The 24,287-nt window shown below is 64.4% G+C and carries 22 protein-coding genes; 9 read left to right on the top strand and 13 right to left on the bottom strand.

Annotated features, from left to right (window positions below; genetic code table 11):
- Positions 1–120: 120 nt before the first annotated feature.
- Positions 121–2,391: an ATP-dependent Clp protease ATP-binding subunit ClpA gene (gene clpA / locus E3U47_RS13785; protein ID WP_134691985.1), complete on the bottom strand. Its 2,271-nt coding sequence runs from the start codon at positions 2,389–2,391 to the stop codon at positions 121–123.
- Between the two features lie 30 nt (positions 2,392–2,421).
- Positions 2,422–2,796 (bottom strand): ATP-dependent Clp protease adapter ClpS, encoded by a 375-nt coding sequence (gene clpS, locus E3U47_RS13780; protein WP_134691984.1) that lies wholly within the window; start codon positions 2,794–2,796, stop codon positions 2,422–2,424.
- 231 nt (positions 2,797–3,027) lie between these two features.
- Between clpS and cspD the strand changes: the two genes are divergently transcribed.
- A complete protein-coding gene (gene cspD / locus E3U47_RS13775; protein ID WP_134691983.1) occupies positions 3,028–3,291 on the top strand; it encodes a cold shock domain-containing protein CspD in 264 nt (87 codons plus the stop codon).
- Between the two features lie 73 nt (positions 3,292–3,364).
- On the opposite strand, the gene icd is transcribed toward cspD, so the two are convergent.
- The 3 genes from icd to E3U47_RS13760 form a co-directional block, all read right to left on the bottom strand.
- Positions 3,365–4,621 carry an NADP-dependent isocitrate dehydrogenase gene (gene icd, locus E3U47_RS13770; protein ID WP_134691982.1) on the bottom strand — a complete coding sequence of 419 codons (1,257 nt, stop codon included), beginning with the start codon at positions 4,619–4,621 and terminating at the stop codon, positions 3,365–3,367.
- Positions 4,622–4,711: 90 nt separating this feature from the next.
- A complete protein-coding gene (locus E3U47_RS13765; protein WP_134691988.1) occupies positions 4,712–5,227 on the bottom strand; it encodes a thioredoxin family protein in 516 nt (171 codons plus the stop codon).
- A gap of 19 nt (positions 5,228–5,246) precedes the next feature.
- The gene (locus E3U47_RS13760; RefSeq protein WP_134691981.1) at positions 5,247–5,522 is read right to left on the bottom strand and encodes a DUF2790 domain-containing protein; all 276 of its coding nucleotides are present in this window, start codon (positions 5,520–5,522) and stop codon (positions 5,247–5,249) included.
- Between the two features lie 217 nt (positions 5,523–5,739).
- Between E3U47_RS13760 and E3U47_RS13755 the strand changes: the two genes are divergently transcribed.
- The 5 genes from E3U47_RS13755 to E3U47_RS13735 all read left to right on the top strand — a co-directional run bounded on the left by E3U47_RS13755 (position 5,740) and on the right by E3U47_RS13735 (position 9,864).
- Positions 5,740–6,480 (top strand): response regulator, encoded by a 741-nt coding sequence (locus E3U47_RS13755; protein WP_134691980.1) that lies wholly within the window; start codon positions 5,740–5,742, stop codon positions 6,478–6,480.
- Entirely contained in the window at positions 6,477–7,763 is a 1,287-nt protein-coding gene (locus tag E3U47_RS13750) for an ATP-binding protein (protein ID WP_134691979.1), read from the top strand. The genes E3U47_RS13755 and E3U47_RS13750 overlap by 4 nt, the downstream gene beginning before the upstream one ends.
- A 258-nt stretch (positions 7,764–8,021) precedes the next feature.
- Positions 8,022–8,720, top strand: coding sequence for an AzlC family ABC transporter permease (locus tag E3U47_RS13745; RefSeq protein ID WP_134691978.1), 699 nt, complete (start codon positions 8,022–8,024; stop codon positions 8,718–8,720).
- Complete coding sequence (locus E3U47_RS13740) at positions 8,717–9,031, top strand: AzlD domain-containing protein (RefSeq protein ID WP_134691977.1); 315 nt, start codon at positions 8,717–8,719, stop codon at positions 9,029–9,031. Before E3U47_RS13745 ends, E3U47_RS13740 begins: the two co-directional genes overlap by 4 nt.
- Complete coding sequence (locus tag E3U47_RS13735) at positions 9,028–9,864, top strand: AraC family transcriptional regulator (RefSeq protein ID WP_134691976.1); 837 nt, start codon at positions 9,028–9,030, stop codon at positions 9,862–9,864. The genes E3U47_RS13740 and E3U47_RS13735 overlap by 4 nt, the downstream gene beginning before the upstream one ends.
- On the opposite strand, the gene E3U47_RS13730 is transcribed toward E3U47_RS13735, so the two are convergent.
- Positions 9,851–10,630, bottom strand: a complete 780-nt coding sequence (locus E3U47_RS13730; protein ID WP_134691975.1) for a helix-turn-helix domain-containing protein — start codon at positions 10,628–10,630, stop codon at positions 9,851–9,853. The genes E3U47_RS13735 and E3U47_RS13730 overlap by 14 nt on opposite strands.
- Positions 10,631–10,734: 104 nt before the next feature.
- Here E3U47_RS13730 and E3U47_RS13725 point away from each other — a divergent pair, with 104 nt between their 5' ends.
- Both E3U47_RS13725 and E3U47_RS13720 read left to right on the top strand, forming a co-directional pair.
- Positions 10,735–11,856 carry an MFS transporter gene (locus tag E3U47_RS13725; protein WP_134691974.1) on the top strand — a complete coding sequence of 374 codons (1,122 nt, stop codon included), beginning with the start codon at positions 10,735–10,737 and terminating at the stop codon, positions 11,854–11,856.
- Between the two features lie 60 nt (positions 11,857–11,916).
- A complete protein-coding gene (locus E3U47_RS13720; protein ID WP_134691973.1) occupies positions 11,917–12,144 on the top strand; it encodes a hypothetical protein in 228 nt (75 codons plus the stop codon).
- Between the two features lie 111 nt (positions 12,145–12,255).
- Here E3U47_RS13720 and dinB read toward each other — a convergent pair whose 3' ends face one another.
- The 7 genes from dinB to E3U47_RS13680 form a co-directional block, all read right to left on the bottom strand.
- Entirely contained in the window at positions 12,256–13,332 is a 1,077-nt protein-coding gene (dinB, locus tag E3U47_RS13715) for a DNA polymerase IV (RefSeq protein WP_256660274.1), read from the bottom strand.
- 658 nt (positions 13,333–13,990) lie between these two features.
- The gene (locus tag E3U47_RS13705; protein WP_134691971.1) at positions 13,991–14,473 is read right to left on the bottom strand and encodes a copper chaperone PCu(A)C; all 483 of its coding nucleotides are present in this window, start codon (positions 14,471–14,473) and stop codon (positions 13,991–13,993) included.
- The gene (locus E3U47_RS13700) at positions 14,474–15,082 is read right to left on the bottom strand and encodes an SCO family protein (RefSeq protein WP_134691970.1); all 609 of its coding nucleotides are present in this window, start codon (positions 15,080–15,082) and stop codon (positions 14,474–14,476) included.
- A 188-nt stretch (positions 15,083–15,270) separates the two neighbouring features.
- The gene (locus tag E3U47_RS13695; protein WP_134691969.1) at positions 15,271–15,975 is read right to left on the bottom strand and encodes a hypothetical protein; all 705 of its coding nucleotides are present in this window, start codon (positions 15,973–15,975) and stop codon (positions 15,271–15,273) included.
- 127 nt (positions 15,976–16,102) lie between these two features.
- Positions 16,103–16,687 (bottom strand): Fe-S biogenesis protein NfuA, encoded by a 585-nt coding sequence (gene nfuA, locus E3U47_RS13690; RefSeq protein WP_134691968.1) that lies wholly within the window; start codon positions 16,685–16,687, stop codon positions 16,103–16,105.
- A gap of 57 nt (positions 16,688–16,744) precedes the next feature.
- Complete coding sequence (locus tag E3U47_RS13685) at positions 16,745–17,779, bottom strand: acyltransferase (RefSeq protein WP_134691967.1); 1,035 nt, start codon at positions 17,777–17,779, stop codon at positions 16,745–16,747.
- A 262-nt stretch (positions 17,780–18,041) separates the two neighbouring features.
- The gene (locus E3U47_RS13680) at positions 18,042–20,342 is read right to left on the bottom strand and encodes a fatty acid cis/trans isomerase (protein ID WP_134691987.1); all 2,301 of its coding nucleotides are present in this window, start codon (positions 20,340–20,342) and stop codon (positions 18,042–18,044) included.
- A 172-nt stretch (positions 20,343–20,514) separates the two neighbouring features.
- On the opposite strand from E3U47_RS13680, the gene metH reads away from it, so the two are divergent.
- Complete coding sequence (metH, locus tag E3U47_RS13675) at positions 20,515–24,222, top strand: methionine synthase (RefSeq protein WP_134691966.1); 3,708 nt, start codon at positions 20,515–20,517, stop codon at positions 24,220–24,222.
- The last annotated feature ends 65 nt before the right edge of the window (positions 24,223–24,287 follow it).

The following is a 24,287-nucleotide window of genomic DNA, read 5'->3' as shown; positions in this document are numbered from 1 at the left end:
CTTTCATAATGCGGGGCTGCTTGGCAGCCCGTTCGCGGCACAAGGCCGCTCCTACAGAAATATGTAATTCCCTGTAGGAGCGGCCTTATGCCGCGAACGGGCCGCACAGCGGCCCCAGCCCTACGCAACTTCTGCGGTGGTCTCGAAGTCGAATACCAACTCGCCATCGCGCAGGTCGATGTGCACCACGCCGCCATGCTCGGCCAGCTCGCCGAACAGGATCTCCTCGGCCAGCGGCCGCTTGATCTTGTCCTGGATCAGCCGCGCCATTGGCCGCGCGCCCATCTGCACGTCGTAACCCGAGGCCGCCAGCCAGCCGCGGGCGGCATCGCTGACTTCCAGCAACACACGCTTGTCCTCCAGTTGGGCCTGCAGTTCGATGAGGAACTTGTCGACGATGCTCTTGATCGTCTCGTGGGACAGGCGGCCGAACTGGATGATGGTATCCAGGCGGTTGCGGAACTCTGGCGTGAAGCTCTTGCGGATGACTTCCATGGCATCGGACGAGTGGTCCTGGTGGGTAAAGCCGATCGAGGCCCGCGCGGCGGTTTCGGCGCCGGCGTTGGTGGTCATGATCAGGATCACGTTGCGGAAATCCGCCTTGCGCCCGTTGTTGTCGGTCAGGGTCCCGTGGTCCATCACCTGCAGCAGCAGGTTGAAGACTTCCGGGTGGGCCTTCTCGATTTCATCGAGCAGCAGCACGCAATGCGGTTGCTTGGTGATCGCTTCGGTCAGCAGGCCACCCTGGTCAAAGCCGACATAGCCCGGTGGCGCACCGATCAGGCGCGACACGGTGTGCCGCTCCATGTACTCGGACATGTCGAAGCGCACCAGCTCCACCCCCAGCGCCTTGGCCAGCTGGCGCGCGGCTTCGGTCTTGCCGACACCGGTAGGGCCGGCGAACAGGAACGAGCCGACCGGCTTGTCCGGCGCCTTGAGCCCGGCACGGGACAGCTTGATCGCGGTGGCCAGCGAGTCGATGGCCGGGTCCTGGCCGAACACGGTCAGCTTCAGGTCACGCTCGAGGTTGCGCAGCAGTTCCTTGTCGGAACTGGTGACATGCTTTGGCGGAATCCGCGCGATCTTGGCGACGATGTCCTCGACCTGCGGCACGTCGATGCGCTTGACCCGGTTGGCTTCCGGTTGCAGGCGCTGGTAGGCGCCGGCTTCGTCGATCACATCGATGGCCTTGTCCGGCATGTGCCGGTCATTGATGTAGCGCGAGGCCAGCTCGGCGGCGGCGCGCAGGGCCTCGTCGCTGTACTCGATGTTGTGGTGGCTCTCGAAGCGGCCCTTGAGCCCACGCAGGATACCCACGGTGTCTTCCACCGAAGGCTCGCTGACATCGACCTTCTGGAAGCGTCGCGCCAGGGCGCGATCCTTCTCGAAGATGCCACGAAACTCCTGGAAGGTGGTCGAGCCGATGCAACGGATATCGCCGGACGACAGCAGCGGCTTGAGCAGGTTGGAAGCGTCCATCACGCCACCAGAGGCCGCGCCGGCACCAATGATGGTGTGGATCTCGTCGATGAACAGGATCGCCTGCGGACGCTTGCGCAGCTCGCCGAGCAGCGCCTTGAAGCGCTTCTCGAAGTCACCGCGGTACTTGGTGCCGGCCAACAGCGCGCCGAGGTCCAGCGAGTAGACCACGCTCTGGGCCAGCAGGTCGGGCACCTGGCCGTCGACGATGCGCTTGGCCAGGCCTTCGGCGATGGCGGTCTTGCCCACCCCGGCCTCGCCCACCAGCAGCGGGTTGTTCTTGCGGCGGCGGGCGAGGATCTGCGCAACACGCTCGACCTCCTGCTCGCGGCCCACCAGTGGGTCGATGCGCCCGGCACGGGCCAGTTCATTGAGGTTGCTGGCGTAGGCGTCCAGCGGATTGCTGGAAGACGACGCCTCGCCGCCCTCCTCGTCCTGCATGTCCTGGTCGCTGTCGCTGTTCGGCCCATGGCCCGGCACCTTGCTGATGCCGTGGGCGATATAGTTGACCACGTCGATGCGCGCCACGCTCTGCTGCTTGAGCAGGAACACGGCCTGGCTTTCCTGTTCGCTGAAAATCGCCACCAACACGTTGGCGCCGGTCACTTCGCGCTTGCCGGAGCTTTGCACGTGGAACACGGCACGCTGCAGGACACGCTGGAAGCCCAGGGTCGGTTGGGTTTCGCGGTCCTCGTCATGCACGGGGATCAGCGGCGTGGTCGAATCGATGAACTCTTGCAGGTCGTGCTTGAGCTTGTCGAGATTGGCGCCACAGGCGCGCAGAACGGTCGCGGCAGCCTCATTGTCAAGGAGTGCCAGCAACAGGTGTTCGACGGTCATGAACTCATGACGCTTCGAACGGGCCTCCTTGAAGGCCAGATTGAGGGTGACTTCGAGCTCGCGGTTTAACATAGCTTCACCTCATACCCAAGTGGTCGGCGATTAACCGTCCTTCTCGATTTCACAGAGTAGCGGATGCTGGCTTTCCCTGGCGTATTGGTTGACCTGCATGGCCTTTGTTTCGGCGATGTCACGGGTAAACAATCCGCACACTGCCCGCCCTTCGGTATGGACGGTCAGCATGATCTTGGTCGCCAGCTCGCGGTTCAGATTGAAGAACGTCTCGAGCACTTCGACGACGAAATCCATTGGCGTGTAGTCATCGTTGAACAAAACCACCTTGTACATCGGTGGCGCCTGCAGGATCGGCTTGGCCTCCTGAACCGCGAGACCCGCGCCGTCGTCCTCATGCCCGTCTTCATGCGACTGGGGGCGATCCTGATTGAATGTTAGTCGAATCTTACTGAGTACATGCATGGAAAGAATTTCATCATGATCGACAGGTTAAGGTTGTGGGTTGACCGCGCAGGCCATGCTTGGCGCGGGCGCCGCCTGACCTTGACTATCGGCAAAACGGTGTTACAACCAATAAGAACCCACCGTGGTCGATAAAGATCCGCGCAGTCAACCAGATTTTCTCGCATGGTGCGTATGCGGATGAAGTGGATGATACTCCAGTGATGGAGTCCTTTGCAGAGGGACATAGGGATGGCAAGCGGTAAAGTCAAGTGGTTCAACAATGCCAAGGGCTACGGATTCATCAACGAAGACGGCAAGACCGATGACCTGTTCGCTCATTATTCGGCGATCCAGATGGACGGTTACAAGACGCTGAAAGCCGGGCAAGCCGTAAACTTCGACATCATTCAGGGTCCCAAGGGCCTGCATGCTGTGAAAATCGAGAGCGCCGACGCCGATAAAACTGGATCCAGCACAGGCAGCGCCGCTTCGGCCGTCCCCCTGCAAGCCTGATCCCTGCATATTGCCGGTATACGAAAAAAACGGCCGCTTCTTTATAAAGAGGCGGCCGCTTTTTTTACCCGCCTTACATGTGCTTGATCATTGCCTCGCCAAAACCAGAACTGCCAACCAGCGTCGCACCGTCCATCAGGCGCTCAAAATCATAGGTCACCGTCTTGGCACCAATTGCTCCATTGGTGCCCTTGATGATCAGGTCCGCCGCCTCGGTCCAGCCCATGTGCCGCAGCATCATCTCGGCTGAAAGAATCACCGAGCCCGGATTGACCTGGTCCTTGCCGGCATACTTGGGCGCGGTGCCGTGGGTGGCTTCGAACATGGCCACTGTGTCGGACAGGTTGGCGCCCGGGGCGATGCCGATGCCGCCCACCTCCGCCGCCAAGGCGTCGGACAGGTAGTCACCGTTGAGGTTTAGGGTGGCGATCACGTCGTATTCGGCCGGGCGCAGCAGGATCTGCTGGAGCATGGCATCGGCGATGGCATCCTTGACGATCACCTCGCGGCCGGTCCTGGGGTTCTTGAACTTCATCCATGGGCCGCCATCGAGCAGCTCGGCGCCGAACTCGTCGCGGGCCACTTCATAGCCCCAATCCTTGAACGCGCCTTCGGTGAACTTCATGATGTTGCCCTTGTGCACCAGGGTCAGCGACTTGCGGTCGTTGTCCACCACATATTGCAGGGCCTTGCGCACCAGGCGCTTGGTGCCTTCCTTCGACACCGGCTTGACGCCGATGCCGCAGTCCTGGTCGAAGCGGATCTTGGTGACGCCCATCTCCTCCTTGAGGAACTTGATCACCTTGTTCGCCTCGGGCGAACCGGCTTTCCACTCGATACCGGCATAGATGTCCTCGGAGTTCTCGCGGAAGATCACCATGTCGACGTCGCCTGGCTTTTTCACCGGGCTGGGCACGCCCTGGAACCACACCACCGGACGCAGGCACACATACAGGTCGAGCTGCTGGCGCAGGGCCACGTTGAGCGAACGGATGCCGCCGCCGACCGGGGTGGTCAGCGGCCCCTTGATCGACACCACGTAGTCTTTCACCGCATCCAGTGTCTCCTGAGGCAGCCAGGTGTCCTGGTCGTACACCTGGGTGGCCTTCTCGCCGGCGTACACCTCCATCCAGGCGATCTTGCGCTTGCCGCCATAGGCCTTGAGCACGGCGGCGTCGACCACCTTGATCATCACCGGCGAGACGTCCACGCCGATGCCGTCGCCTTCGATGTAGGGAATGATGGGGTTGTCGGGCACATTGAGCGAATGGTCTGCATTGACGGTGATCTTGCTGCCGTCGGCCGGAACCTTGATTTTCTGGTATCCCATGCTGCACTACTCCGCTGTTTCGCTGTGTGATTGGAAAACGTGCGATGCAATGAGCCTAAACCACATCCGCCGACCTGCAAGGCGATCGGTTCAGCCCTGCTCGTCCAGCAGGGTGCGGATCACCTGCTCCTGCCCGGCGTGGCCGCCCTCGCCAAAATGTACATGGCGCACCTGGCCCTGGCGATCGACGAAATAGTGCGCCGGCCAGAACTGGTTGCCCCAGGCGTTCCAGATCCGGTAGTCGTTGTCCACCGCCACCGGGTAGTCGATACCCAGTTGGCGAACCTGGGCGCGCAGGCTATCGACATCATGCTCGTAGGCGTACTCCGGGGTATGTACGCCAATCACCACCAGGCCCTGGTCGGCGTAGCGCCGGGCCCAGGCGTTGACCTGCGGCAGGCTGCGCCGACAGTTGACGCAGTCGTAGGTCCAGAAGTCCACCAGCACCACCTTGCCCTTGAGGGTCGCGGCGTCCAGCGGCGGTGAGTTGAGCCACTGCTGGGCACCGGCCAATGGTGGCATGGGGCCATAACCGTCACTGGCCAGCAAGTGCCCGGCCAGCCCCAACCCGACCAGGGCCAGGGCCACGCCGCCGGCCCTGAGCAGGCGGCGCTTGCCACGCACCTCAGTTGTCATGGCAGCCACTGGTAGCGTAGGTACGGTACTCGACGCTCTGCGCCTTGCCCTGGGAATCCAGGTAGTCCATGCGGGTGTTGACCACGCCGCAGGTATTGCGCTGCTCGTCCTTGACCGACACTACCTTGTGGATGTCGAGCTGATCACCGTAGCGGTACTGCATCACGTTGGCCTGGTTGAGCGCAGCGCTACTGGCCTGGGCGGTGATGGCGCCGAGGCCGAGGGCGGCGAACAGGGCGGCGCTGGCGAGGGTCTTGAGGGTCATGGCATGTCTCCTGGTGCAGGGGCTTGGGGTGGGGGCTTCACTCCCCGGTCGAGAGCCATTTCACCCCCGCCAGGTATCCCACTTGTGTCCACCCGAGCCGTGACGTGCGTCCTCCTGTATCTGCGACAACCCCAGATACACTGCAATACAAACCTGGGCAGGCAAGCCCGGACTGGCTCGGTACACTGCGCCCACCCACCTCTACAAGGACACCCCGATGGACCATGTCGATCACATCCTGGTCGTCGACGACGACCGCGAAATCCGCGAACTGGTCGGCAACTACCTGAAGAAGAACGGCCTGCGTACCAGCATCGTCGCCGACGGCCGGCAGATGCGCGCCTTCTTGGAGAACAACGCGGTCGACCTGATCGTGCTCGATATCATGATGCCCGGCGACGACGGCCTGCTGCTGTGCCGCGAGCTGCGCGCCGGCAAGCACCGCAACACACCGGTGCTGATGCTCACCGCGCGCAACGACGAGACCGACCGCATCATTGGCCTGGAAATGGGCGCCGACGACTACCTGACCAAGCCATTCTCGGCCCGTGAACTGCTGGCCCGGATCAACGCCGTGTTGCGCCGCACGCGGATGCTGCCGCCCAACCTGACCATCAGCGAAAGCAGCCGGCTGCTCGCCTTCGGCCCCTGGCGGCTGGACACCACCGCCCGCCACTTGCTCGACAGCGAGGGCACCCTGGTGGCCTTGTCAGGCGCCGAATACCGCCTGCTGCGGGTGTTCCTCGACCATCCGCAGCGGGTGCTCAGCCGCGAGCAGCTGCTCAACCTCACCCAGGGCCGCGAGGCGGATATCTTCGACCGTTCCATTGACCTGTTGGTTAGCCGCCTGCGCCAGCGCCTGGGCGACGACGCCCGCGAACCCACCTGCATCAAGACCGTGCGCAGCGAAGGCTATGTCTTCTCGCTGCCGGTACAGCTGCTGGAGTCACCGGCATGAAATGGCCACGCACCCTGGCCTCGCGCCTGGCGCTGATCTTCTTCACCGGGCTGGTGCTGGCCTATGGCTTGTCGTTCAGCCTGCAAGCCTATGAACGCTACGTCAGCAGCCGCTCGATGATGCTCAGCAACCTTGAGCTGGACGTCTCGACCTCGGTGGCCATTCTCGACCGCCTGCCCGCCGCCGAGCGCCCGAGCTGGTTACCGCGCCTGGAGCGGCGCACCTACCGCTACCGGTTGGACGGCGGTCTGGCCGGCGAGGCGATGCCCAGCGAGAACCCACCCATGGCCGCCGACTCCATCGTCAAGGCCATCGGCGACCGCTACCGCCTGACCTTCCAGGAAATCCCCGGCCCCAACGCGCACTTCCAGGCCCACTTGCGCCTGGCCGACGGTGCGCCGCTAACCATCGATGTCACCCCTGCGCCTGTGCCAGTGGCCACCTGGCTGCCGGTGGTGCTGCTGATCCAGCTGGCGGTACTGTTGGCCTGCACCTGGCTCGCCGTGCGCCTGGCCATCGGCCCGCTGACCCGGCTGGTACAGGCGCTGGACAACCTCGACCCGAACAGCCCAGGGCCTCTGCTCGACGAAAGCGGCCCACGCGAGGTGCGCTACGCCGCCGTGGCCTTCAATGCGCTGCGGGCGCGCATCGCCGCCTACCTCAAGGAACGCATGCAACTGCTGGCCGCCATCTCCCACGACCTGCAGACGCCAATCACGCGCATGAAGCTGCGTGTCGAGCAGATGGACGATGGTGTGGAGAAGGACAAGCTATGGCACGACCTCGACGCCATGGAGCACCTGGTGCGCGAGGGTGTGGCCTATGCCCGCAGCATGGACAGCAGCACCGAGGCGCCGTGCAAGGTCAACCTCGACGCCTTCCTCGACAGCCTGGTGTTCGACTATCAGGACAGCGGCGCCAAGGTGGACCGCCAGGGCAGCGCGCAAACCACACTGCACACCCGCCCCCACGCGCTGCGTCGAGTGTTGGCGAACCTGGTGGACAACGCGCTGAAATTCGCCGGTGCCGCACAGTTGGAGGTCGGCCGCGAGGACGGCGTGACCTGGATCCGCGTGCTCGATAACGGCCCCGGCATCCCCGAGGCGGAACTGGACGATGTGCTCAAGCCGTTCTACCGCGTCGAAGGCTCGCGCAACCGCAGCACTGGCGGCACCGGGCTGGGCTTGGCGATCGCCCAGCAGTTGACCCAGGCCATGGGTGGCAACCTGACCTTGCGCAACCGCGCCGAAGGTGGGCTGTGCGCTCAGGTGGAGCTGCGCTGAATCCACAGCTGCGACCGCCGATCAGACGCTCTCCTGTAGGAGCGGCCTTGTGTCGCGAAAGGGCTGCGCAGCAGCCCCAGGGTTTCAGCATTGAAGCAAGAATCGCTGGGGCCGCTACGCGCCCCTTTCGCGACACAAGGCCGCTCCTACAAGGGTTGCGCAAGGCCTGTGGAGCGGGGCCAACAAAGCAAGATCGTTCAAGCCACCCACACCCTGCTCTGGCATGCTGGTCTGCCCTGTCGATTCGTTGCCGCCTTCATGTCCAGCCCGCCCCTCGCCCGCCAAGCCTTCCTCCACGGTGCCATCGCCATTTTGCCCTTGTCCCTGGCGGTCGCGCCCTGGGGCTTGCTGGCCGGTTCCATGGCCATCGAGGCCAACCTCAGCGCCTGGCAAGGCCAGGGGCTGTCGGCCATCGTCTTCGCCGGCGCCGCGCAACTGGTGGCGATCGGCATGCTCAAGGGCGGCGCCAACCTGTTCTCGATCCTGCTTACCACACTGCTGCTGACCTCGCAGCACCTGCTCTACGGGCTGTCGATGCGCCCCGTGCTGTCGGGCCTGCCCACCCGCTGGCGGCTGGGCCTGGGCTTCTTGCTGACCGACGAGTTCTTCGCCTTGACCAGCCACCACGACCAGCAGCAGTTCAACCGCTGGTACGCCCTGGGTGTCGGCCTGACCTTCTACGTGGCGTGGAACCTGTTCACCCTGGCCGGCATCATCCTGGGCCAGAACATCCCGCACCTGGACCAACTGGGCCTGGACTTCTCCATCGTCGCCACCTTCGTCGCGCTGATCGCGCCGCTGGTGCGCAACCTGCCGACCCTGGTGTGCGTGGCGGTGTCGCTGTTCTGCTCGGTGCTGTTCAGCTACTGGCACTGGGAAACCGCCCTGGTCGCCGCCGGCCTGCTGGGCATGGCCGCCGGTTTCATCTGCCAGAAATTCTCCGGAGGCCGTGCATGATCTGGTTACTGATCTTCGCCATGGGCGCGGTGGTATTCCTCAACCGCTACGCTTTTCTCGAGCCGCGCCTGCCACTGCGCCTGAGCTCCAACGCCCGGCAGTTCCTCGGCTTCGCCGTGCCGGGCATGCTCACCGCGATCTGCGGGCCGATCATCTTCCTGCCCGAGCATCAGCTCGACCTCAGCCCGCTCAACCCCTACCTGCTCGGTTCGCTGGTGGCCATCACCCTGGTGCTGTTGACCCGCAGCGTGTTGCTGAGCATGCTGGCGAGCATGTTGATCTTCTTCCTCCTGCGCAGCTGGCTGGCATGAGCACGCCCCTGCGCGAACAAACCCACCTGTGGCAGGCGCCGGCCCTGGGCGATGTCGAGATGCTGCACGCCCGTTACTTCCAGCAGCGCTTCGCCCCACATGTGCACGAAGGCTATGTGTTCACGGTGATCGAGTCCGGTGCCCAGCGCTTCTGGCACCGCGGCAGCGAGCACCTGGCGCCGGTGGGCAGCATGGTGCTGATCAACCCCGACGAGCTTCATACTGGCGCCACCGCCCACGAGGCCGGATGGCGCTACCGAGGGTTCTACCCCGATCATGAGCGCGTCACCGGCGTGCTCGAGGAACTGGAGCTGGGCCGCCACGGCATGCCGCGGTTCAAGGACAGCGTGATTCAGGACCCGACCCTGGCCGCCACGTTCAGTCATCTGCACCGGCTGTCAGAAACCGACGCCAGCGCCCTGGAGCAACAGACCGCCTGGCGCCAGGCCGTGCTGGCACTGGTGCAGCGCCATGGTCACTGCGCCGAACCGGCCGCACCCGGCAACGAGCCCCTGGCCGTGGCCCGCGCCCGCGAATTGCTGGAAAGCCAGCTGGCCGATCCGCCGTCGCTGGAGGCCTTGGCGGCGGCGGTGCACCTGTCACCTTTCCACTTCGCCCGGGTGTTCCGCCAGGCCACCGGCCTACCGCCCCATGCCTGGCTCAAGCAGCGGCGCCTGGCCCGGGCCCGGGAGTTGCTCAAGCGCGGCCAACCGGCCCTGGAGGTCGCCTTCCTGCTCGGCTTCGCCGACCAGAGCCACCTGAGCCGGCAGTTCAAGCAGGCCTATGGGGTCACCCCCGGCGCCTACCGCCAGGCCTGCCTCAACCTGAGCTAGTCGAGCGGCTCCAGGCGCCCGGGGTCAGCCCGGTCAGGCCACGGAAGAAGGCGATGAAGGCGCTGTCGGTGGCAAAGCCCAACTCGTCGGCAATCGCCCCGAGCGGGCGCTGCAGCGCCAACTGCTCCACCGCGCGCAACAGACGCCACTGTTGCCGCCACTGCTGATAGGACAGGCCGGTATCGCGCCTGAACAGGCGGCTGATGGTTTTTTCGCTGGCGCCCACCTGCCCCGCCAACTCGCTCAAGGCTGGCGGCAGGCGGTCCAACTGCTCCACCAGCCGCGCCAAACGCCGATCACTCGGCAATGGCAGGAACATCGGCTGGCGCTGGGCCTGCTGCAGCTCGCTCAGGCACAGCGCCAGCAGGTGCGTCGCGGCGCCCTGGTCCCAGGCCGTGGCGAACGGCGCCAGGGCGATGCGCTCGACCAGCTCGCGCAGCAGCGGGTTGACGCTGAAGATCGTGACCTGGGTCGGCAAGCCCTCGCACAGCGCCGCGGTGAAATACAGCGAACGATAATCCACGGTCTCGCGCATCCGCGCGCGGTGTTCGAGCCCCGCCGGGATCCACGCCGCCTGGGTCGGTGGCAACAGGCACAGGCGCCCGGGTGTGTCGATACGCACGCAGCCCTGACGGGTGAACAGCAACTGGCCGCGGTCATGCCGATGCCGCCCGGAGTCGTGCTCGCCCAGGGCCGAGCAGATGCCCAGCAGGGGGGCGCTGAAAGCATCGGGATCGAAAGGTGAGTCGGGGTCCAGCCAGGCCATGCAGGGTTGTCCGATTACGACGGTAAATTGTTCAACTCGCGATAATAGCCCAGCCGCCCGCGCATCTACCATGGCCGCCCCTTCCCGCCCAAGGCGTCGACACCATGCTTTCCCGCTCTTGGCTGGCCCTGGCCAGTGCCCTGCTGATGTTCCCGCAGGTCGCCGAAACCCTGTACAGCCCGGCCCTGGTTTCGCTGGCCGAGCACTTTGGCGTGACCGCCGCCCAGGCCTCGCTGACCCTGTCGCTGTACTTCATGGCGTTCGCCGCCGGGGTGCTGGCCTGGGGGCGCCTGTGCGACCGCTGGGGGCGGCGCCCGAGCATGCTCGCCGGGCTGCTGCTGTATAGCTTGGCGGCCCTGGCCGCGCTGCTGGCGCGCGACTTCAGCCAGTTGCTGGGTGCCCGGGTGGTGGCGGCTTTCGCGGCGGCGGTGGGCTCGGTGGTGACCCAGACCATATTGCGCGATCGCCATCAGGGCGAGGAACTGGCCCGGGTATTCACCCTGATCGGTGCCTGCCTGGCCCTCAGCCCGGCCCTGGGCCTGCTCAGCGGCGCCTGGTTGGAGCACGCCCTTGGCTACCAGGGGGTGCTGGCCGGTCAATTGCTAATGGCCGCGACCTTGCTGGCCTGGGCCTGGCGCTGCCTGCCGGAGACCCACGGCGGTCCGCGCCAGGCGCCCGCCATCGGCCAACTGCTCTGGCGCCTGCTCAGCGATCGCCGCATCCAGCGGGCCAGCGCCCTGGTGGCAGTGTTCAACGTCAGCGTGTTCAGTTGGTACAGCTTGGCGCCCTTCATGTTCGAGCGGCTCGGCGCCAGCGCCTGGATGGGTTATTCCGGCGCGGCCCTGGCCGGCGGCGCATTGCTTGGCGCGCGACTCAATGGCTGGCAGTTGCGGCGCGGGCTCGGGGTTGCCCGCCTGCTGCGCCTGGCCTGCCTGCTCGACCTGCTGGCGGCGGTGGCGATGCTGGGGTTGGCCGACAGCCTGTGGGCAGTGGCGGCCATGCTGCTGGTGATGGTCGCCTTCGCCATGGCCATCCCACTGGTGCTCAGCTCGGCACTGGTCGACTACGGCGATTGCCGCGGCAGCGCCGGGGCGCTGTTCGGGCTGTTCTACTACCTGCAGATCGGCGTGGGGCTGACGCTGGTGGGGGCCGCCCAGGCACTGGCGGCGACGCTGCTGGCTTGCGCGTTGCTGGCCTGCGCCCTGGCCGCCGGCTACCGCGCCTGAGCGCCCAGGCAACCGCGTGCGCCACTGCTACACTCAAGGGGCTGAATGGAGGAACCCGCCATGTCCGAACGAGAGATCACCACCCTGATCAGCCTGATGAACCAGCGCCAGGCCTGCCTGAGCAGCGCCTGCAAGGAAATCGCCGACTGGATCGACCGCCAAGGCGACATACCCGCTGCGGGCAAGATCCGCGCCAGCCTCAAGGCCCTGGAGGCCGAGGACGCCCAGGTGCGCAAGACCCTGACCTCGCTGAATATCGAACGGCCGCTGCCCAGGTTCCGTAGCTGATAGGGCTGCTTTGCAGCCCTTTTGCGGTACGCGGCGCAGCGCGCCCCGATCCAAGCTCAGTGATTCATGTGCATAGGGCCATCCCCGGCGCCTACCGTCAGGCCTGCCAACTCACCACGGCAGTTCCAGTTGCAGGCGGTCGGCCTCCTTGCGCCTGATCTTCACCGACACCCCTACCAAACGCACCGCACGCCCCTGACGCTTGCTGTTCCAAAGCCCGCTGCAAAGGCCATGCACGACCTTCGGCTGCAACCCCAACGCCGGGGCTTCGGTGCTGGCGATGGCAAAGTCGGCGAACTTGAGCTTGACCTGGTTCCTGACGATATGGATGTCCTCGCCAAGATCTTCCAGACGCCTGCGTAGCTCCGCCATCAAGGTGTCCAGTTGCTCGGCGCAGGCGCTCAAATCGTGGCAGTCGGCTGGCAGGGTGTGTTCGACGCCGACCGAGCGCAGGTCCGTGGTCTTTTCCTCATGTTCTTCCTTGCCTTGGCAACGCTCCCAAACATAGAACCCGTGCACGCCCAAGTGACGCAACAATGGGGGAATCTTGTCTGCGCAGACATCACCACACACCCGGCACCCCAAGCGTTCGAGCACCGCCCAGGTCTTGGGGCCAACGCCGGGAATCTTGCGAATATCCAACGTTGAAAGAAAAACCAACACCTGATCAGGAGTAATCACGAACTGGCCGTTGGGCTTGTTCACTTCCGAGGCGATCTTGGCCAGGTACTTCAGCGGCGCAATACCCGCCGAAGCAGTCAGTTGCAGCTCCTGCTCGATTGCCGCACGGATCTGCCGGGCCATGTAGGTGGCTGAACCCTTGCAGTGGGGCTGGCCTGACACATCCAGCGTCGCCTCGTCCAAGGACAGGAATTCAACCTTGCAGGTGTAGCGCCGGAAGATGGCGTCGAGTTTCGCCGTCACTGCCTCGTAGCGCTCGAAACGCACCGGCAGCAACACCAGCTCCGGGCACAAGCGCTGCGCCGTGGCGGTGGCCATGCCGCTCTTCACGCCAAATTCCCGGGCGCGGTAGCTGGCCGTACTGATGACCCCACGTTCCGCCGCACTACCACCCACCGCCACAGGGCGCTCGCGCAGCCAAGGCGCGTCGAGCAACTCGACGGATACGAAGAACGAGTCCATGTCGACATGAATGAACTTGCGCTCCCCAGCCGGCGCCTCACTCAAGCGTATAGAGATAGGAAAGGTGCGACTCGGACAATAGAAACAAGCCGGTCACGCCCTCTGCGCCCACTGAAAATTTGTGAACCATGTCGCTGATGGCGGTGAAACCCGAAGCCTGTAGGGTTGCCAGCAATTGGACGCTGGCGCCGGCAATGTCGCAGATGGTGTGACAACCCCGATCGTCCATAGACCATGACCCTCATCCAAAGAAGAAATGAGCGGCCGATGGCCGCCCCGAGTATAACCACATGCAGACGCCCTTGGTGTTGACGTCGGTTACATCGGCCTTGAACAGTTCGATGGCAGATTTCATGCAAGCAAACACTAAGCAAGAAAAAAAGGTGCGACAACTGAGCAACTGTAAAAAAACATGTAATCCGTAATATATACATCTGGAAATACTATACCCCGCACCCCAGACCGCCCAATACCTTTGAAATAACTTCAAAACACTTTAATCATTCGCTTATTTACCCCTGCATTTTACATCCACTCGAGTAATCAGAGTCTTGGACAGGCCGACAACGCCGTATTTGCGGGGCACTGCTGCACTCAAAGGTGCGCAAGACCTCGACCTCGCTGAGCATCGATCGCCCGTCGCCACGCTTGCGTAGCTGAAACGACTGGGGCCGCTTTCGCGGCCCCAGTGGTGGTCAATCGGTCAGTGCTTCATGTGCGAGTGGTCGTGCCCGCCGCCCATCTCGGCAGTCAGGGGCTTGACCTGCGCTTGCACCTCGAGCGTCTGCTGCTGGCCCTTGGCATCTTCGATGGTCAGGGTCAGGGGCACTTGCTGCCCTTCCTTCACCTGCTGTTTCAGGCCCATCAGCATCACATGATACCCATTCGGGTCGAGGGTCACCGCCTTGCCCGCCGGCAGCTCGACCGCCTTGACCTCACGCATGCCCATCACCTCGCCGTTCATGGTCATCTCGTGCACCTGCACGGTCTTGGCCACGGGCGAAGCCACGCCCACCAGCTTGCTGTCGCTGCTGGCGGTCAGGGTCATGAAGGCGCCGGTAGCCTGCTGCTGCGGCACGCTGGCGCGCACCCAGGCATCGCTCACGGTAGTCTGGGCCAGGGCTGGCAAGGTCAGGCCCAGCAGGGCCAGGGCGGCCAGGCCGCGCTTGATCGGTTGCATCGACATTCAGCAGATCTCCATCAGGGTGACCAGGTCCTCGGCGCATTCCTTGGCGTTCAGGGAATGGCCCAGGCTCAGGCGCAGGGTGCTACGCGTATCGTAGACGTAGCTGGTGGACGAGTGAGAGATGGTGTAGGTGTCGCCGGCCGGGACCTTTTCGTAGAACACCTTGAACTCCTGGGCCACCGCGTCGATTTCCTCGGGCGTGCCGGTCAGGGCGACGATCGACGGGTCGAAGGCCTTGACGTAGGCGTCGAGCACCTCGGGGGTGTCGCGCTCCGGGTCCAGGGTGATGAACACCGGCTGGAACAGGTCGCGGTCGCGGCCACGGAGGATCTTGCGGATCTGCGCCACGCGCGCCATGGCGGTCGGGCAGACGGCCGGGCACTGGGTGAAGCCGAAGAAGATCATCGGCATCGAGCCATAGAAGCTCGACAGGGTCCGCTCGTTGCCTTGCGTATCCTTGAGCTTGAACTTGCGCCCGAGAATCTCGTTGCTCATGTTCTTGCCGTACTTGAAGTCCAGGCCCCGGGCCGGGCTGCAGCCCGCCAGCAGGCCGAGCCCCAGTACGCCCATCCCGGCGACAACCGCGCGCCGGGTCAACAGATCATTCATGGAACCATCCTTTACAGGGAAGGTGCCGACCCCTGGGATGGGCCGGCCAGAAAACCGGGGCATTCTGTCACGCTACCCCCACCCCATCTACCCGACACAAGGCTGATCGGCCTGCAGCCCTTTGAATACGGGGCGCGACCTGTTGTCGCAGGGGTTGAATTGGTAACAGTTTATTGCTACGTACCGATTCAGTTCTGCAACCTGTCCATGCGTCTGGCGATCGCCGGGCAGCCGTTGATGTCGACGGCCTTCTGCCAGAACTCACCACGCAGCGGGCCGCGGCGATTCGCGGCAAAGCCGAGCAGGCGGTAGAGTTCGGCCTGGTAGGACGGCGCGTCGCCCCATTGCAACTGGATGTCTTTCGGGTCCTGCTTGACACACTCCAGGGTCACCGCCGGCTGCGGGTAGTAGCCAGAGAACTGGGAAAAATCGTCAAGCGCCTTGCTCAACGCTGGCGCGTAGGCAGGCCCATCGACATAGCCGATGCATTGGTTGGCAATACGCAAAGCGGCTGGCGCGAAGCCTTGCTCCAGGCTCTTGACCAACAGCGTGCATTGGCCAGGATCGTCGAGCACAGGCGCATCCGGCTGATAGGCGAACCGGTAGAGCGCCATTCGATACTGGGCCACGGCATGGCCTGCATCGACTGCGCGCTGCAACTGTTGCAGCGCCGGGCTCCATTCACCGCGCAATTGGCTCAGGCGGGGCTCCAGGTCCTGGGCAGCGGTGCCTTCGGCCAACTGTTGGATCATCCGCATCAGCTGTGGCTCGACCGCATCGAGGCTGGCCACGGCCTGGCGGTAGTCGGCCTCGCTGTCGCCGGGGGGCTGGTAGGCCCCCAGGACCTGGGTCGAGAGCATCAGGGCAAACAGCGTGATACAGGAGCGGTTCATACCGAGCGTCCTTGTTCAGTCGAATGAAAGTAACCCAACGCATCGCGGGGCAAGCCCGCTCCCACATCTGGGCAGCAGCTGCATCCAGGCGTGGGAGCGGGCTTGCCCCGCGAGGGTGAAACACACCTTAGTAGTAGGCGTTTTCCTTGTTGCTGTGGTCGGTCACGTCACGCACGCCCTTGAGCTCGGGAATGCGCTCGAGCAAGGTGCGCTCGATACCTTCCTTCAGGGTCACGTCGGCCTGGCCGCAACCTTGGCAACCACCGCCGAACTGCAGCACGGCAATGCCGTCGTCGACCACGTCCACCAGGCTCACGGCGCCGCCGTGGCTGGCCAGGCCCGGGTTGATCTCGGTCTGCAGGTAGTAGTTGATGCGCTCGTTGATCGGGCTGTCCTCGTTGACCATCGGCACCTTGGCGTTCGGCGCCTTGATGGTCAGTTGGCCGCCCATGCGGTCCGTGGCGTAGTCGACCAGCGCGTCCTCCAGGAACGGCACGCTGACGGCGTCCAGGTAGGCGGTGAAGCTTTTCAGGCCCACCGGCTCGTCGTCGGGTTTCTCTTCGCCCGGCTTGCAGTAGGCGATGCAGGTCTCGGCGTACTGGGTGCCCGGCTGGGTGATGAAAATACGGATGCCGATGCCAGGCGTGTTCTGCTTGGAGAGCAGATCGGCCAGGTAATCATGGGCGGCGTCGGTAATGGTTATAGCGCTCATGGAAGTTCCTCACAGACTTGCCGGCAGTGTACGCCAACCCGGCCGGGTAACAAAGTCCTAGCATTTGACTCGGGATAGCGCCAACGCCGGTTCCCGCGCCGCACCGACGGCCAACCAGCCCTTGAGTCGCCAATACAGGCCACGTTCCAGCCATTGGAAACTGAGCCACGACATTAGTCCGATTGACGGCACGCACAAGGCAAACACCAGGTAAGGGTTCAGGCGCAACCGCTCGCTGATGAACAGGCCGGCGTACAGCACCAGCACATGCACCAGGTACACAGAATAGGAACAGTCACCGAGGGCCTTGAGCACCTGGTTGCCCTTGAAGTACGGCTCCAGGGCAATGAACGCCAGCACCACCAGCGCGCTCGGCAGGCCCCAGTGCAACAGGCGCTGTGATGCGTCGAGGTGATAGAGCGCGAACCCTGCCAGGCCGAGCAGCCCCAGCGGCAACCACAGGCCTTCGCGGATCAGCCCGCGGCGGTACAGCACGCCCAGGCCGATGCCGAGCAGGAACTCGTAGACGATGTCGTTGTTGTAGAAGCGGCTGAGCACGCCCAGGCGCCCCAGCACTTCGCAAACCAGCAGCAACGCCGCGGTGACCAGCAGCAGGTGGTGGCGCTGGCGCACCAGGAAGGCCAGGCCGAACAGCAGGTAGAAGAACATCTCGAAGTTCAGCGTCCAGCCGACGTTGAGGGTCGGGTACAGCCCGTAGCCGCCCGGGTTCTCGGCCGGAATGAACAGCAGCGACAGCAGCAGATGCTGCCATTCGAACACCTGGTGCGGCATCCAGCGGCTGGCGATCAGCATCAGCACGGCCATCAGCAAGGTGTAGAACCAGTAGGCGGGCACGATGCGCAGCGCGCGATTGAGCAGGAACTGCCCGGGGGCGATGGCTTTGTCGCGGGTCGACAGGTAGATCACCAGCCCGCTGATGACAAAGAAGATGTCCACCCCCACCGCACCGCGGTCGGCCAGCAATTGGCCGATGGGGCCGCTGGCGTGGAAGTCGAAGAAGATCTGCATGAAGTGGTGGCAGACCACCACCCAGGCGGCGAATGCGCGAAGAGCCTGAAGCGAATACAGCATGAAATACCCTGCGATCGGCGGTGCGTTGAGGCATCGGCGATCAGGCTATCGCCATCGCGGGGTAGGAGCGGCCTTGTGCCGCGAAAGGGCCGCTGCGCGGCCCCGGCAATCTTTGCAGCGTTGCCGAAGGCCCCTGGGGCTGCTTTGCAGCCCTTTCGCGGCACAAGGTCGCTCCTACCCCGGTGATGGCTGCAGAGCCATTTCAACCGAAACCATCCAGCAGTTCCGACCACGGCAGGTCAGGAAAGTCCCGGCTAACCGATCAGAGGTTCTCGTAGCGGTTCATGTCGAGCACGCCCGCTTCCACCGGGTCGGTTTCCTGGATGTTGCGGTTCAGGTCATGGAAGTACTGCCAGAACCGTGGATGGCTGCGACGCACGCCCCAGCGCATGACGATGCGCTCGAACCTGGCGCTGTCGTCCCGCGCCGCCTCCATGTCCTCGACGAACTCGGGCACATCGGCCACCGGGATGTTGAAGATGAAGTTCGGGTAGCTGCTGAGCACGCCCGGGTACAGGGTCAGGCTGTCCAACCCCGGCTGGTAGCGCGAGGCCTCGCCCAGCAGGAATGCCACGTTGCTGTGGGCGCGGTTGCGCAACAGGCTGTAGACCTGGCGCTGGCCACCCTGCCCTTCGATGCGCAGCATGGTCGCCTCGGGCAACTGGCCGATCACCTTCAGCCCCGCTGCCGGGCGCGACACCAGGCGGCTGAGGGTCTGCTCGGCGTCACGGAACTCGACCGGCATCTGCGCGCGCGAGCAGTGGGCGCCCTTGCAGCGGTTGATCGGATCGGGCGCGGCGTTGAGGCTGCCGGTGCGCTCCAGCAGTTTCAGGCCGAAGTCGCGCTTGGGATCGCGCGGGTCCAGCTTCAACGCGCTCGCGGTACTGGTGTCGATGTCCTCGTAGTCCATCCACATCTTCACCTTGCCGCTGTTCTGATACCAGTCGCTGAGGATATGCCCACGAGCGTCAGCCGGCATCAGGCGCAGGAAGTTGATCTCGGCGCCGTTGCGGATCAAGTCGAAATACAGGCGGGTCTGCAACTGGTGCGAGACATTGCCGAACACATCGAAGTTGACCGCCAGTTGGTAGTAGGTGCGCTCGAACAACGGGTAGTCGAACAGCCACATGGTCAGCGGCACGTCACCGATCAGGCCCTTGGTCACCGAGGCGCTGTCGAAGTGGCGGAAGATGCTCAGCAGCGCATTGTCGTTGCCGGCCCACAGGGTCGACCAGCTCGGCGCCGGTTGCTCTGCGTAGGCTTCACGGCGCAGCGCCTCGTATTCGTTGCGTTTGTCGCGGTAGGCATGCCACAGGCTCAGCACGCTGCCGACATCGTCGATCTGCCCCGGCATGGCCAGCAGCGGCGTGGCCTGGCCACGGTACTGGGCATCGGTGATGTACAGGTCGTGGGCCGGCTCCTGGAACAACGCCCAGAAGTTGTCGCGGATCACATCGGTAGCAATCTGCCCACGGCACACCGGGCCACGGATGAAGGTGCGCACGAAGTACTCGGCGTTATCCAGCATGAACTGGTAGCGGGCCACCGCCGGGATCGCCTCGAAGGTCTCGAAGGGGTTGGCGCGGTGACGCGGGCCGTAGCCCGGCAGCGCGCTGGCATGCCAGTCGCCGCTGTAGAACAGCTGCTTGACTCGCTTGAGCTTCTGCGGGCCCATGGGGTAGGTGATGTGGGTCTTGTGCACGATCACGCCCTGCACCGGGATCAGCCGATAGTAGAAATCGGTGCCCGGTGGGTCGTTGGGCCGCCGCGTGGCGATCAAGTCGACCGGCTGGCCGCTTGGCGTGCGCGAGCGCACCCACTGGAAGAAGTGGCCTGGTTCGCCGCCAACAAAGTAGATGTGCGCCAGGAACAGGTGCTCGTACAACCAGCGGCCGACCAGCGCCTCGGTCGAGCCGGGACGGTTGAGCAACTCTTCCCAGTCGGCGATCTGCTTCGCCTCCGCCGCGCTGGGCTGGATCGGCGTCTTCTCCACCGGCGCGCCAGCGGCCAGCCAGCGCTGCAGGGTCTGGTACTCCTGGTCGGTCAGCCCGGTGACCGCCAGCGGCATGCCCTCCTTGGGATGGGCGCCGGCGTAGGCGTCGAACTCGTGGGGCAGCGGGCACATGTTGTTGCGGGTCAGCCCCAGGACGATCTCCTCGGGCAACTTGGCATTGGGGGTGAGCGGCGTCTTGTGGCCGAGCTCGAGCATGCGCGCCATCAGCGCGGCCTGGCTGCCCTGCTTGTCGAGCACCGAGTAGAAGCCCTGCTTGCGCCAGCCGGCTTCATCGCGGGCGTCGTAGAACAGCCGCGTGGTGGGCACCGCCTGGCTGCGCTCGCCCTGGTAGACCGGCACCTTCGACGCGCCGCGCTCGGCGCCCTCGGCGCTGCCCAGGTTGAGCTGGCAGGCCGCGTCGTTGCAGGCGTGGCAGGCCACGCACTTCTCGGTGAAGATCGGTTGGATGTCCCGGGTATATGAAATCGTCGGGCTCGATTGGGGGGCCTGCGCGAACGCCACGCCGCTGATGAGCAAGGCGAAGGCGCTGGCAAGTATGCGATACAGCATGTGCCGATAGTCCTGGTAATTTGAAGCCATCACGATGAGCCTGGCGGGTCCTGAGGTGTTGGGGGCGCGGCACCAACATGAGGGGAATTCATGCAAATGGGCGATGCGCCTAAAATCCGTGCAGCTTTGTTATTATCGGCACCTTCTGATATTTGCCCGACCAGGTAGTCCTATGTCCGACCGCAGCGCTCGTTTACAAGCACTCCAGCACGCACTCAAAGAGCGCATTCTGATCCTCGACGGCGGCATGGGTACTATGATCCAGAGTTACCGTCTCGAGGAACACGACTATCGTGGCACGCGCTTCGCCGATTGGCCAAGCGATGTCAAAGGCAATAATGATTTGCTCCTGCTCAGCCGCCCCGATGTCATCGCCGCCATCGAGAAGGCCTACCTGGACGCCGGCGCCGATATCCTCGAGACCAACACCTTCAACGCCACGCAGATTTCCCAGGCCGACTACGGCATGGAAGCGCTGGTGTACGAGCTCAACGTGCAAGGCGCGCGCATCGCCCGCCAGGTCGCCGATGCCAAGACCCTGGAAACCCCCGACAAGCCACGCTTCGTCGCTGGCGTGCTCGGCCCGACCAGTCGCACCTGCTCGATCTCCCCGGACGTCAACGACCCTGGCTATCGCAACGTCACCTTCGACGAACTGGTAGTGAACTACATCGAGGCTACCCGCGGCCTGATCGAGGGCGGCGCCGACCTGATCCTGATCGAGACCATCTTCGACACCCTCAACGCCAAGGCGGCGATCTTCGCCGTGCAGCAGGTGTTCGAGGAGGACGATGTCGAACTGCCGATCATGATCTCCGGCACCATCACCGACGCCTCCGGCCGCACCCTGTCGGGTCAGACCACCGAAGCGTTCTGGAACTCGGTGCGCCACGCCAAGCCGATCTCGGTCGGCCTGAACTGCGCCCTCGGCGCCAAGGACCTGCGCCCCTACCTCGAAGAGCTGTCGACCAAGGCCGACACCCACGTGTCCGCCCACCCCAACGCCGGCCTGCCCAACGCCTTCGGCGAGTACGACGAGACCCCGGCCGAGATGGCCGCGGTAGTCGAGGAATTCGCCGCCAGCGGTTTTCTCAACATCATCGGCGGCTGCTGCGGCACCACCCCGCCGCACATCCAGGCCATCGCCGAGGCCGTGGCCAAGTACAAGCCACGGGCGATCCCGGACATCCCCAAGGCCTGCCGCCTGTCGGGTCTTGAGCCGTTCACCATCGATCGCCAGTCGCTGTTCGTCAACGTCGGCGAGCGCACCAACATCACCGGTTCCGCCAAGTTCGCCCGGCTGATCCGCGAGGAAAACTACACCGAGGCGCTGGAAGTCGCCCTGCAGCAGGTCGAGGCCGGCGCCCAGGTGATCGACATCAACATGGACGAAGGGATGCTCGACTCCCAGGCCGCCATGGTCCGCTTCCTCAACCTGATCGCCGGCGAGCCGGACATCTCCCGGGTGCCGATCATGATCGACTCCTCCAAGTGGGAGGTGATCGAGGCGGGCCTGAAGTGCATCCAGGGCAAGGGCATCGTCAACTCGATCTCGATGAAGGAAGGCGTCGAGCAGTTCAAGCACCACGCCCGCTTGTGCAAGCGCTATGGCGCCGCCGTGGTGGTGATGGCCTTCGACGAGGTCGGCCAGGCCGACACCGCCGCGCGCAAGCGCGAGATCTGCCAGCGCAGCTACGACATCCTGGTCAACGAAGTCGGCTTCCCGCCGGAAGACATCATCTTCGACCCGAATATCTTCGCCGTCGCCACCGGCATCGAAGAGCACAACAACTATGCCGTGGACTTCATCGAAGCCTGCGCCTATATCCGCGACCACTTGCCGTACGCGCTGAGCTCGGGCGGCGTATCCAACGTGTCGTTCTCGTTCCGCGGCAACAATCCGGTGCGCGAGGCGATCCACTCGGTGTTCCTCTACCACGCCATCCGCAACGGCCTGACCATGGGTATCGTCAACGCCGGCCAGCTGGAGATCTACGACGAGATCCCCGCCGCCCTGCGCGACAAGGTCGAGGACGTGGTGCTCAACCGCACCCCGCACGGCACCGATGCGCTGCTGGCCATCGCCGACGACTACAAAGGCGGCGGCGCGACCAAGGAAGTGGAAAACGAAGAGTGGCGCGCGCTGCCAGTGGCCAAGCGCCTGGAGCATGCGCTGGTCAAGGGCATCACCGCGTTCATCGTCGAAGACACCGAAGAGTGCCGCCAGCAATGCGCGCGCCCCATCGAAGTCATCGAAGGCCCGCTGATGAGCGGCATGAACGTGGTCGGCGACCTGTTCGGCGCCGGCAAGATGTTCCTGCCCCAGGTGGTGAAGTCCGCCCGCGTGATGAAGCAGGCCGTGGCCCACCTGATTCCGTTCATCGAGGCCGAGAAAGGCGACAAGCCCGAAGCCAAGGGCAAGATCCTCATGGCCACGGTCAAGGGTGACGTGCACGACATCGGCAAGAACATCGTCGGCGTGGTGCTCGGCTGCAACGGCTACGACATCGTCGACATGGGCGTGATGGTGCCGGCCGAGAAGATCCTGCAGACCGCCCGCGAGCAGAAGTGCGACATCATTGGCCTGTCGGGCCTGATCACCCCGTCGCTGGACGAGATGGTGCACGTCGCCCGCGAAATGCAGCGCCAGGATTTCCACCTGCCGCTGATGATCGGTGGCGCCACCACCTCCAAGGCGCACACGGCGGTGAAGATCGAACCCAAGTACGCCAACGATGCCGTGGTCTACGTCACCGACGCCTCGCGCGCGGTGGGCGTGGCCACGCAACTGCTGTCCAAGGAGCTCAAGCCCGGCTTCGTCGACAAGACTCGCCAGGAGTACGTCGAGGTGCGCGAACGCACCGCCAACCGCAGCGCCCGCACCGAGCGCCTGAGCTACGCCCAGGCCATCGCCGCCAAGCCGCAGTACGACTGGGCCGCCTACCAGGCCGCGGTGCCCAGCTTCACCGGCGTCAAGGTGCTGGAGAACATCGACCTGCGCACCCTGGCCGAGTACATCGACTGGACGCCGTTCTTCATCTCCTGGGACCTGGCCGGCAAGTTCCCGCGCATCCTCACCGACGAAGTGGTCGGCGAAGCCGCCACGGCGCTGTACCAGGACGCCCGCGAAATGCTCGACAAGCTGATCGACGAAAAACTGATCAGCGCCCGTGCCGTGTTCGGCTTCTGGCCGGCCAACCAGGTCGCCGATGACGATATCGAAGTCTACGGCGATCGGGGTGAGACCCTGGCCACCCTGCACCACCTGCGCCAGCAGACCATCAAGCCCGACGGCAAGCCGAACTGGTCGCTGGCCGACTTCGTCGCGCCGAAGGCCAGCGGCGTGACCGACTATATCGGTGGCTTCATCACCACCGCCGGCATCGGCGCCGAGGAAGTGGCCAAGGCCTACCAGGACAAGGGCGACGACTACAGCTCGATCATGGTCAAGGCCCTGGCCGACCGCCTGGCCGAGGCCTGCGCCGAGTGGCTGCACGAACAGGTGCGCAAGGAGCACTGGGGCTATGCCAAGGACGAGCACCTGGACAACGAGGCGCTGATCAAGGAGCAGTACAGCGGCATTCGCCCTGCCCCAGGCTACCCGGCCTGCCCGGACCACACCGAGAAGGCCACGCTGTTCCGCCTGCTCGACGGCAGCGCCATCGGCGAGACCGGCCCCAGTGGCGTGTTCCTCACCGAGCACTTCGCCATGTTCCCGGCGGCGGCGGTCAGCGGTTGGTACTTCGCCCACCCACAGGCGCAGTACTTCGCCGTGGGCAAGGTGGACAAGGACCAGGTCGAGCGGTACAGCGCGCGCAAAGGCCAGGACCTGAGCGCGAGCGAGCGCTGGCTGGCGCCGAACCTGGGCTACGAAGCCTGATATCGTCCCTGCGGGAGCCAGCCAGACTGGCTCCCACGCAGACTCGCCTACACTGTCCCTGATTG

This window comes from Pseudomonas sp. RIT623 (genome assembly GCF_004519305.1).
In the GTDB taxonomy this organism is placed as follows: Bacteria; Pseudomonadota; Gammaproteobacteria; order Pseudomonadales; family Pseudomonadaceae; genus Aquipseudomonas.
Note: the sequence above shows the minus strand (reverse complement) of the source record. Positions and strands in the feature narration are given on the sequence as shown.